A 9,964-nucleotide genomic window follows, 5' to 3' on the forward strand; every position below is an offset into this window, starting at 1 on the left:
CGTCTGGGAGCAGGCCGCAAGCACACGCTCCGGGGTAGATTGTGCAGGGGTTAACAAAAAGCCGATAAATCAGTTGCTTACATTTGAAAGTTGACGCAGTGTTGAATGAGTGCAAGAGTTGATAGACCATTTTTGAGAAACTATTCTCATGTTCTGTCTATCCGGGGGCTTTGCACAGCTTGCGGGTAAGTTGGCCCGAAGATAATAACAGTGTAGGTGCTTGCGGAGAGTCCATGGTCGCCATAACGAATACCACCTCCCTGACTTTTCTCAAGGAAGCGATCGACGCCACTCTGACAGAAGCAGAAGCCAGTCTGGAAGCGTTTTCCGATGATCATTCCCGTGTTGAGGAACTGACGCGCTGCGTGGATGGTTTCCAGCAACTTCGCGGGATCTGTCAGGTGCTGGAGCTGCCGGCGGCAGCCTTGATGAGTGAGGAAATGGCCCTCACCGCCCAGGAATTGCGTGAGCGGGTATCGGATAGCCGCATTCAGGCACTGGGTAATGCCATTGTCCTGCTGACTCGCTATTTCGATTACGTCCAGCTCAAGAACCGGACCTTGCCGGCATTGCTGATCGACGGCCTGAATGAATTGCGTCGCGCGGCGGGCAAGCCGTTGATCCAGGAGAGTCATTTCTTCAGCGCGGATCTGTCTCGCCCCAGGGCGCCTGCCGCTGCCGAGAGTGAGGTCGCCCGCAATGAGTTGCCGGCGCTGGTTCGTCGTCTGCGCCACATGTATCAGGTCGGCTTGCTGGGCGTGCTGCGTGGCCAGAGCGCACCTACCAACCTGAAGTTGATGGCCCGTGCCCTGCATCGGGTGGACCGTGCCTGCGGGGAATGCGGCATGAGTCGTTTCTGGTGGATATCGTCCACCGCCGTGCAGGCCATGGTCATGGAGGGCATGGCCCTCACTCCGGCCAGAAAGAATCTGCTTGCCCAGTATGACCGTCAGCTCAAGCGTGTCGTCTACGAGGGCGAAAGGGCGCTGGCATCGGAGGCGCCCTTGCTGTTGATCAAGGAAAGCCTGTACGTGATTTCCCTGAGTCGCTCCACGGAGGGGCGCATTCAGGAAGTGAAAACCGCCTTTGACCTGCCGGAAACCACCTCGGATGCCTTCCTGCAGCAGGAGCTGGCACTGATGACCGGTTCCAGTGGATCGGTGATTCGCTCCGTGGCCAAGGCGCTGCGTGACGAGATCGGTGAACTGAAAGAGACGCTCGACCTGGCCTCCCAGGGTGTGGCCGATACCGACTACGCCTCGGTGTCGGATGGGCTCAACCGCGTGGGCAGCACCCTCAGCATGATCGGCAAGGAAGAGGACGCCCGGGCGGTGAAGCGTCGCGCCGAGGAAGTGCGACGCTGGAAAGCGGACCAGGACGTGGAAGGTCAGGACTTTCAGACGCTGGTGGATGAGCTGCTCAGGGTGGAAAACGTGGTGGCCAGCCTGGAGCGCAGCCTGGCGCCCGCCGACGATGTGCACAAGGCCGCACACAATACCAACATTTCTCTCTACCAGCTGGACGATGCACGCATGACAGTGGTGGGCGAGTGCCGTGCCGGCCTGGCACTGGCCAAGCGTTCGCTAAGTGCCTTCATGGAAAACAACTGGGACAGCATGCACCTGAGCAATCTGCCGGGCACCTTTTCATCCATTGCCGGCGGTCTTATGTTCCTGGAGCTTGATCGTGCCCGGGCGGTGACCGCCGCCTGTCATCAGTACATCAATCAGCGTTTGCTTGCCGGTGATCAGGCGCCCACCCAGGAGAACATGGAAACCCTGGCTGATGCGCTCACCGGTATCGATTACTACCTGGAAAGCATGGAGGAGCAGAAGCCCATCGGTGAAGGGGTACTGGACGTGGCGGAATTGAGTGTTGCCACTCTGGGGTTCCCGGTCGCCAAGGCCGCCTGCGCCTGAATATATGATAGATCTGTCCAGCCCGGAGCCGCGCGAAGGTGACCTGGCCCGCTGCTATGTGATTCATCAGCAGGATTTGTGCATCATCAGCGAGGCCGACGGCTGGCAGTGGCCCCGTTTGCCGCTGCAGGCACCGCGTCACCATCCCCATTATCACTTCCTTGGCATGCTTGGCAGCGAGCCGTGCTATGTCTGTGAGCTGTCTTCCCATGAGCTCGATGAGCAGCCCTTGCAACGGGTTCCGTTGCGGCGCCTGGTGGGCGCCTTTGATGAAAATGAATTCGCCATGGCCAGCCGTGCCCTGCAGTTTCTCAGCTGGCAGGCCAATCACCGTTTCTGCAGCCGTTGTGGTCAGGCCACCGAGACTCATGGCCGTGAGCTGGCCATGGTATGCCCGGCCTGTGACTATCGGCAGTACCCACGTATTACTCCCTGCATCATTACACTGGTGACACGCGGAGATCATGCCTTGCTGGGGCGCTCGGCGCGCTTTCCGGAGGGCATGTATTCCTGTCTGGCGGGCTTCATGGAGGCCGGAGAAAACGCCGAACAGGCGCTGGTGCGTGAGGTCATGGAAGAGGTCGGGGTCCAGGTGCAGAACGTACGTTATTTCAGCAGCCAGTCCTGGCCGTTTCCCCACTCACTGATGCTGGGTTTCCATGCGGATTATGCCGACGGAGATATCCGCATCGATGATGATGAAATTGTAGCCGCGGACTGGTTCCGTTTTGATCAGCTGCCCATGGTGCCACCACCGGGCAGCATTGCCCGCAGTCTGATCGACCACTGGGTGGCCGGTTGCCAACAAGGATAATCCAATGAGTTACGGACTTGCTCCCTTCGTGATCTTCGCGCTGAGCCTGGCGCTGGTGTTGCTGGGCGCCTGGGTACTGCTGCGCCAGCAATGGCTGTTGCAATGGCTGAAGGGGACCGCCGGGCTGCTACTGGTGGCCATGGCCATTTACATGACGATCTTCGGTCTCAATCTGTATGGCTATCATGAGTACACCCGCGAAGTACCGGTGGCCACCATCAGCTTTAGGCAGTCCGGTGAGCAGTCCTATATCGCCACGGTGACCCGCACCGATGGCAGCGCCGAGGATTTTCGTCTCAAGGGGGACCAGTGGCAGCTGGATGCCCGTATTATCAAGTGGAAGGCGCCATTCAGCCTGCTCGGGCTGAAGCCCGGTTACCAGCTTGATCGGATTTCCGGACGCTATTACGCCCTGGAAGACGAGCGCTCCAGCGAGCGGACGGTCTACAATCTGCATCGCAAGCCGGTAGGTCTGGATATCTGGTTGCTGGCAAAAGAGGGCTGGAGTTTCCTCATCGATGCGCGCTATGGTAGCGCGGCTTACCTGCCCATGGCGGATGGCGCCCTGTTTGAAGTGAACGCAGGCCCCACCGGGCTGGTTGCCCGCCCCATGAATGGCAGTGCCCAGCAGGCGGCAGCCGGCTGGGACTGAGCGGTTCCCCCACGAATACCCTGCACAGGCCCCGGTCACGCCGGGGCTATTGCTGTAATGAAGAGAGCAAAACGGTGATCGAATTTCTGACTGAATACGGTATGTTCCTGGCCAAGGTCGCCACCCTGGTGGTGGCCGTATTGTTTGTGGTGGGCGGCATTATCGCTGCCGCATCGCGCAACAAGGGCAGGGCGGATCAGGATGGTGACCTCAAGGTACGCTATCTCAATGACGAGCTGGATGAGCTGAAAGATTCGCTGGAAGATGCCATTTTGCCCGCCGCGGCCCGCAAGAAGGCCCTGAAGGAAAAGAAAAAGCAGGAAAAGGCCCAGGCCAAGCAGAAGAAAAAGGCCGGCACCGAAGAGAAAAGCAAACCTCGTCTGTTCGTGCTGGATTTCAATGGCGACATCCAGGCCAGTGGGGTGGAGCATCTGCGCCGGGAAATCAGTGCGGTACTGCAGGTGGCCAGCGCCGCCGATGAGATTCTGCTGCGCCTGGAAAGCCCCGGTGGACTGGTTCACAGCTATGGCCTGGCGGCTTCCCAGCTGCGCCGGATTCGCAACCAGGGTATCAAGCTGACCATTGCCGTGGACCAGGTGGCCGCCAGTGGCGGTTACATGATGGCCTGCATCGCGGACCGTATCATTAGTGCGCCATTTGCCATTATCGGCTCCATTGGCGTGGTGGCCCAGATTCCCAACTTTCATCGTCTGCTCAAGAAAAACGATATTGATGTGGAATTGATGACCGCCGGTGAGTACAAGCGCACGCTGACCATGCTGGGTGAAAACACCGACAAGGCTCGCGCCAAGTTCCAGCAGGAACTGGAAGAGACTCATACCCTGTTCAAGAGCTTTGTGCGCGACAATCGCCGCTCACTGGATCTGGACAAGGTGGCCACCGGCGAACACTGGTTTGGCAGTCAGGCCAAGGAGCTGGGGCTGGTGGATGAGCTGATGACCAGCGACGAGTTGTTACAGCTGCGCAAGGACAGCCAGGAGATTTATCAGGTAGAGTGGCATACCAAACGCAAGCTGGCTGATCGCCTGGGCTTTTCCATGGAAACGGCCCTCAACCGCGTACTGGATCGCTGGTTGCATCGCGGTAGTCAGCGTCAACTTTACTAGGAGATGGCAATGACCACCTTTCGTGCCCTGCAGACCCGCCAGACCGATGACGGTTTCATCAATGAGATGGTGGACCGCAATGTGGGTGAACTGGGCAACAGCGGTGTGCTGGTTCGGGTGGAATGGTCATCGTTGAACTTCAAGGACGCGCTGTCCGCCACGGGTAACAAGGGGGTGACTCGTCATTTTCCCCACACCCCAGGCATTGATGCCGTGGGCGTGGTGGAGGCTGCCGATGACGGCCCGTTTAGCGTCGGCGATCGGGTGACCTGCACCGGTTATGACCTGGGCATGAATACCGATGGCGGCTACGGCCAGTACATTCGCGTACCGTCCGAATGGCTGGTGCCGCTGCCTGCGGGGCTGGCCCCCCGTGATGCCATGGTGTTCGGCACCGCCGGCCTGACCGCGGCCCTGTGCGTGGAGTCGCTGCTGGATACCGGCCTGCAACTGCAGCAGGGCGAAGTGGTGGTCACCGGGGCCACCGGTGGCGTGGGCAGTGTGGCCGTGGCCATTCTGGCCAAGCTGGGCTTTGAGGTAGTGGCGGTAACCGGTAAAAAGGATGCCCATGACTGGCTCAAGGCCCTGGGAGCCACTCGCATTATCAGCCGCGAAGAGATGCTGGAAGGGGCTGACAAGCCCATGATGAAACCGCGCTGGGCTGCGGCGGTGGATTGTGTCGGTGGCGATATGCTGACCGCGGCACTCAAGAGTGTGGAATATGGAGGCAGTGTGGCCTGCTGTGGCCTGGCCGGCTCGCCCAAACTGGAAATGACAGTGTTCCCCTTTATTCTGCGCGGTATCAACCTGCTGGGTGTGGACAGCGTGGAGCTGCCCTGCGAGATCAAGCAACAGATGTGGCAACTGCTGGCGGATGAATGGCGCCCGGACGACATGCGTGCGCTGGAGGCCGGTGAGGTGAGCCCGGATCAGTTGTCGCCCTGGTTTGAAAAAATTCTTGCCGGGGGTGTTCGTGGCCGGGTAGTGGTCAGGGTCGACTGATCACACCTCCTGGCATGGGTAGCATGGAAACGCGGCGTGATGCCGCGTTTTTTGTTTGTGCTTTCTTTTGCTTTCGCTTTTTTGATATACAGAAAAAATGGTTTGCCCATATCCCTCAGCGTGACGGAATTTCACATGGAAAACAGCTGGCTCAAGATTGCACTGACACTGGATGGCAAGGGCGGCGCCCAGGCCCTGGACGCGGATCATCAGCTGACCGCTGATGACCAGCCCTGTTGGGTGCACCTGGACTACACCCGGGACGAAAGTGAGCAGTGGTTGCAACGCCAGCACATTCCGGCGGCGGTGGTGGATGCCCTGCTGGCGGCGGAAACCCGGCCACGGGCCACGGAAGTGGCCGGTGGGCTGCTGGTGTATCTGCGCGGAGTGAACCTGCATCCCGGTGCCCGGCCAGAGGACATGATTGCCCTGCGTTTGTGGATCAGTGACGGTCGCATCATCAGTAGCCAGAAACGCACGCTGTTGTCCCTGCAGGAGGTGGAAGGTGCCCTGGCCAGGGGGCACGGGCCGAAGACGCTGGCGGCGCTGGTGGCGGAAGTGGTGGATCAGCTGATCTGGCGAATGGAAGACGTGATCGCCAACATCGAGGATGAAGTGGAGGCCTGTGCCGAGCATCTTGACGAGACGCCGGGTGCGGCACTTACCTCCCAGCTTGGCCAGCTGCGTCGGCGGGCGATTACCCTGCGGCGCTACCTGGCACCGCAGCGTGAGGCGTTGGGCCGCCTGCAGGGGGATGACCTGCTGGGCCGGGAGGATGCCCTGGTGGTGCGTGAGGCCATGGAGCGCCTGCAACGGTTGCTGGAAGACCTGGATGCCGCCCGCGAACATGCCACTTTGCTCCAGGAGGAAGTGTTTTCGGTGCAGAACGAGGCCATCAATGACCGCATGTATCTGCTGGCCATGATTTCTGCCCTGTTCATGCCACTGGGGTTTCTCACCGGGCTGTTCGGTATCAATGTGGGTGGCTTGCCTGGCACTGAAAACGATGCCGCGTTCTGGTGGTTCGTGGCGGCCATGGTGGCGGTGGCGGTGGGGGTCTTGTTGTGGATGCGAAAACGCCGCTGGTTATAGCGGCGTTTTCGTCATGGCGGTCCGGCGGGCTTGATCAGGCCCGGCGGTAGAGCGGGCGAGGGTCGTTCACGTCGCCCTGATAGGTGACGCTGAAATCCTTCAGGCCGCTAAGGGCTTCCTCGATGTTGCGGTCGGCACGCACTTCAAAGGCATTGAAGCCGCAACGCTGCATGTAGAACAGCTGGTCACGCAACACATCACCCACCGCTCGCACTTCTCCCTTGAAGCCGAAGCGGGTGCGCAACTCGCGGGCATAGGAGTAGCCACGACCGTCTTTGAAGGCAGGGAAGTGAATCGCCACCAGCGGCAGGGCCTCCAGGTCGTCCACCAGATCCCGCGGTTCTTCGCCGGGTTCCAGGCAAACCCCCACATCTGTGCGCTCAAGCAGAGCCTGGCGGTGGCTCTGCCAGTAATCCAGTGGCACGATCACCTTGCCGTCGGGCAGGCCATTGGCCAGCGCGTCCGCATCCAGGCGCTGCCACTGATTGTCGACGATGGCGCCGTCGAGTATTAGCTTAGCCATAGACGCGCTCCTTGAAGGGTGCCATGCCGATACGCTCATAGGTATCGATGAAAGGTTCGTTCTCCAGACGTTTTTCCACGTAGAGGTGGATGATCTTTTCCACCACATCGGTGATTTCGTCCGCCTCGAAGGAGGGGCCCATCTTCTCGCCCACCAGCGAAACCTTGTCGCCGCGGCCGCCCAGGGTGACCTGGTAGAACTCCTTGCCTTTCTTGTCCACACCGAGAATGCCGATGTGACCGATGTGGTGGTGACCACAGGCGTTCATGCAGCCGGAAATGTTCAGGTCCAGGGCGCCCAGATCGTGTACGTAATCCATGTCGTCAAAACGCCGCTGAATGGATTCAGCCACCGGAATGGACTTGGCGTTGGCCAGTGCACACAGGTCACCACCGGGGCAGCAGACGATGTCGGTGAGCAGCCCCAGGTTGGGTGTGGCAAAACCGAGGGCATCCAGTTGCTGCCAAAGCGCATAAAGCTGATCGGCGGGCACGTCAGAGAGCACCATGTTCTGCTGGTGGCTGTTGCGCAGTTCACCAAAGCTGAACTGATCGGCCAGATCGGCCACCGCTTCCAGCTCCTCATCGGTGATGTCACCGGGGACCCGGCCGGTCTTTTTCAGCGTCAGGGTCACGGCCCGGTAGCCGGCCTGCTTGTGGGCACGGGTATTGGTGTGATACCAGCGGCTGAACGCCTTGTCGGAGGCCAGTTTGGCATCCACTTCGGCGGTATCCACGGTGCGGTAATCCGGGTCGGTAAAGCAGGCCTTGACGCGATCCACTTCCTCGGCGGTGAGGGTCATGGGGCCATCTTTGAGCTCGGCGAATTCCGCTTCCACCAGCTCACGGTATTTGTCGGCGCCCAGTGCCTTGACCAGAATCTTGATGCGAGCCTTGTACTTGTTGTCGCGGTTACCGTACTTGTTGTAAACGCGCAGGATCGCTTCCAGGTAGGCCAGCAGGTGCTGCCAGGGCACGAATTCGCCGATGACGGCTCCGGTCATGGGCGTGCGGCCCAGACCACCGCCGGCCCATACCTGGAATCCGGTCTCGCCGTTGGCACCGTGAACCAGCTGCACACCAATATCGTGCACGCCGATCAGTGCCGGGTCCGCATCGGCCACCGCATTGACGGCGATCTTGAACTTGCGGGGCAGATAGGCAAATTCCGGATTGAAGGTGGACCACTGGCGAATGATTTCACACCAGGGGCGCGGGTCCTCGATTTCCCGGGGATTGACGCCGGCGTATTCGTCGGTGGTGATATTGCGGATACAGTTGCCGCTGGTCTGGATGGCGTGCATCTGCACGTCGGCCAGCTCGGCCAGAATATCCGGCACTTCTTCCACCGCCGGCCAGTTCAACTGAATGTTCTGGCGGGTGCTGACGTGGCAGAACCCCTTGTCATAGGTGCGGACAATATGTGCCAGGCGGCGCAACTGGCGGCTGGCCAGCAGGCCATAGGGCACGGAAATACGCAGCATGGGCGCATAACGCTGGATGTAGAGACCATTCTGCAGGCGCAGGGCGAGGAACTCGTCTTCGCTCAGCTCACCGGCCAGATAACGACGGGTCTGGTCGCGATATTGCGCCACCCGTTCTTCCAGCAGTTGCTGATCGTATTCCTGATAAACGTACATGGGACCGTATCACCGTCCTTAATGCATTGATTTACAACAGATAGACGTCGCCCCGGGAGGAGCGAGAGCGGCACTGTAGCAAAGCGCTCTTATAGTGAAAAGAAATATCTTGGTATATCCCTATGACGAGCGGCTATTTAGGGGCCGCGTCCAGCAGGGCATTTACCAGCACGATCATGCCGACAACCAGGGCAATTACGACCAGCACAAAAACACCGATCAGCTGGCCCGGATCGGCCCGGTTGAAATCCCGTTGCCGATTGCTGTCACTCTGGATGCCAAACAGCGCCGCCAGGGTGCTTTGCAGGGCCTGCAGCAGTCCCGGGCGGGGTGCCTTGTCTGAGTCAGGACGATTGCTGTTGTCAGCCATGCGCCCTCCCTGTGGGTTGAAAGCCCGAATCCGGCCTCCATTGTACGTGCACGCACCCGCGTCTCAAAGAGGCTGACCATTGCAACTGACGAATACCTGACTAAAATAGTCAGGAAAGAGGGCCGGCGGACTGCCGGTGCCGCAGCGCCTGCGGGCGCCCATACACAGGTACGGGATTCATAATGGCAGAGCAGTTGATCACGATTACCGATTCCGCACAGGAATACTTGCGCGACCTGTTGAGCAAGCAGGATCAGGGTGGCATTGGTGTGCGCATCTTTGTCGAACGCCCTGGTACCCCCCATGCCGAGTGCTGCATGGCCTACTGCCCGGAAGGCGAACAGGAAGACAACGATATCCGCCTGGACTTCGAGGGCTTTCATGCCTGGATCGAGGGCAAGAGCGAGCGTTACCTGGAAGACGCCGTGATCGATTACAAGAAGGACAGCATGGGTGGCCAGCTGACCTTTCGGGCGCCCAAGTCCCGGGTACCGGATATCAGTGACGATGCCAGCGTTGAGGAGAAGATCAACTACGTGCTGTACGCCGAGATCAACCCCAACCTGGCGGCCCACGGTGGCAGTGTCCAGCTGCTCGAACTTACCGAAGAGAATGTGGCAGTGCTGGAATTCGGTGGTGGTTGCCAGGGCTGCTCGGTGGTGGATGTGACGCTGCGTGATGGGGTGGAGAAAACCCTGAAAGAGCGCATTCCGGAGCTCACCGGCGTGCGGGACAAGACCGACCACACCGTTACCGAGAATGCCTATTACAGCTAATGCTGACTGATTGCAGCAGAAAGCCCGGCCCAGCCGTAATGCTGTTCACT

Annotated in this window: 10 protein-coding genes; 7 read left to right on the forward strand and 3 right to left on the reverse strand. The window is 59.7% G+C overall.

All coding sequences use genetic code 11. The annotated features are described in order from the left end of the window. Window positions 1-233 precede the first annotated feature (233 nt). The 6 genes from A11A3_RS06755 (at window position 234) to A11A3_RS06780 (ending at window position 6,606) form a co-directional block, all read left to right on the forward strand. Window positions 234-1,919 (forward strand): FimL-related protein, encoded by a 1,686-nt coding sequence (locus tag A11A3_RS06755; protein ID WP_008928527.1) that lies wholly within the window; start codon window positions 234-236, stop codon window positions 1,917-1,919. A gap of 4 nt (window positions 1,920-1,923) precedes the next feature. Beyond that, window positions 1,924-2,733, forward strand: a complete 810-nt coding sequence (gene nudC, locus A11A3_RS06760; RefSeq protein WP_008928528.1) for an NAD(+) diphosphatase — start codon at window positions 1,924-1,926, stop codon at window positions 2,731-2,733. A gap of 4 nt (window positions 2,734-2,737) precedes the next feature. Next, entirely contained in the window at window positions 2,738-3,385 is a 648-nt protein-coding gene (locus A11A3_RS06765; protein ID WP_008928529.1) for a hypothetical protein, read from the forward strand. A 74-nt stretch (window positions 3,386-3,459) separates the two neighbouring features. Further along, window positions 3,460-4,512, forward strand: coding sequence for a protease SohB (gene sohB / locus A11A3_RS06770; RefSeq protein WP_008928530.1), 1,053 nt, complete (start codon window positions 3,460-3,462; stop codon window positions 4,510-4,512). A gap of 9 nt (window positions 4,513-4,521) precedes the next feature. Beyond that, complete coding sequence (locus A11A3_RS06775) at window positions 4,522-5,514, forward strand: YhdH/YhfP family quinone oxidoreductase (RefSeq protein WP_008928531.1); 993 nt, start codon at window positions 4,522-4,524, stop codon at window positions 5,512-5,514. Between the two features lie 135 nt (window positions 5,515-5,649). Further along, entirely contained in the window at window positions 5,650-6,606 is a 957-nt protein-coding gene (locus A11A3_RS06780; RefSeq protein ID WP_008928532.1) for a zinc transporter ZntB, read from the forward strand. A 34-nt stretch (window positions 6,607-6,640) separates the two neighbouring features. On the opposite strand, the gene A11A3_RS06785 is transcribed toward A11A3_RS06780, so the two are convergent. The 3 genes from A11A3_RS06785 to A11A3_RS06795 form a co-directional block, all read right to left on the reverse strand. After that, window positions 6,641-7,129, reverse strand: a complete 489-nt coding sequence (locus A11A3_RS06785; RefSeq protein WP_008928533.1) for a DUF934 domain-containing protein — start codon at window positions 7,127-7,129, stop codon at window positions 6,641-6,643. After that, window positions 7,122-8,768 (reverse strand): nitrite/sulfite reductase, encoded by a 1,647-nt coding sequence (locus A11A3_RS06790; RefSeq protein WP_008928534.1) that lies wholly within the window; start codon window positions 8,766-8,768, stop codon window positions 7,122-7,124. The genes A11A3_RS06785 and A11A3_RS06790 overlap by 8 nt, the downstream gene beginning before the upstream one ends. A 133-nt stretch (window positions 8,769-8,901) precedes the next feature. After that, window positions 8,902-9,138 carry a DUF2970 domain-containing protein gene (locus A11A3_RS06795; protein WP_008928535.1) on the reverse strand — a complete coding sequence of 79 codons (237 nt, stop codon included), beginning with the start codon at window positions 9,136-9,138 and terminating at the stop codon, window positions 8,902-8,904. A gap of 182 nt (window positions 9,139-9,320) precedes the next feature. Between A11A3_RS06795 and nfuA the strand changes: the two genes are divergently transcribed. Continuing rightward, the gene (gene nfuA, locus A11A3_RS06800; RefSeq protein WP_008928536.1) at window positions 9,321-9,914 is read left to right on the forward strand and encodes a Fe-S biogenesis protein NfuA; all 594 of its coding nucleotides are present in this window, start codon (window positions 9,321-9,323) and stop codon (window positions 9,912-9,914) included. The last annotated feature ends 50 nt before the right edge of the window (window positions 9,915-9,964 follow it).

The organism is Alcanivorax hongdengensis A-11-3 (assembly GCF_000300995.1).
GTDB classification, from domain to species: domain Bacteria; phylum Pseudomonadota; class Gammaproteobacteria; order Pseudomonadales; family Alcanivoracaceae; genus Alcanivorax; species Alcanivorax hongdengensis.

What these genes read in the sequence shown, in the direction of transcription:
- nudC (WP_008928528.1), top strand. Translation starts at nt 1,924, where the DNA reads ATGATAGATCTGTCCAGCCCGGAGCCGCGCGAAGGTGACCTGGCCCGC.
- A11A3_RS06755 (WP_008928527.1), top strand. Translation starts at nt 234, where the DNA reads ATGGTCGCCATAACGAATACCACCTCCCTGACTTTTCTCAAGGAAGCG.
- A11A3_RS06765 (WP_008928529.1), top strand. Translation starts at nt 2,738, where the DNA reads ATGAGTTACGGACTTGCTCCCTTCGTGATCTTCGCGCTGAGCCTGGCG.
- A11A3_RS06790 (WP_008928534.1), bottom strand. Translation starts at nt 8,768, where the DNA reads ATGTACGTTTATCAGGAATACGATCAGCAACTGCTGGAAGAACGGGTG.
- nfuA (WP_008928536.1), top strand. Translation starts at nt 9,321, where the DNA reads ATGGCAGAGCAGTTGATCACGATTACCGATTCCGCACAGGAATACTTG.
- A11A3_RS06785 (WP_008928533.1), bottom strand. Translation starts at nt 7,129, where the DNA reads ATGGCTAAGCTAATACTCGACGGCGCCATCGTCGACAATCAGTGGCAG.
- A11A3_RS06795 (WP_008928535.1), bottom strand. Translation starts at nt 9,138, where the DNA reads ATGGCTGACAACAGCAATCGTCCTGACTCAGACAAGGCACCCCGCCCG.
- A11A3_RS06780 (WP_008928532.1), top strand. Translation starts at nt 5,650, where the DNA reads ATGGAAAACAGCTGGCTCAAGATTGCACTGACACTGGATGGCAAGGGC.
- A11A3_RS06775 (WP_008928531.1), top strand. Translation starts at nt 4,522, where the DNA reads ATGACCACCTTTCGTGCCCTGCAGACCCGCCAGACCGATGACGGTTTC.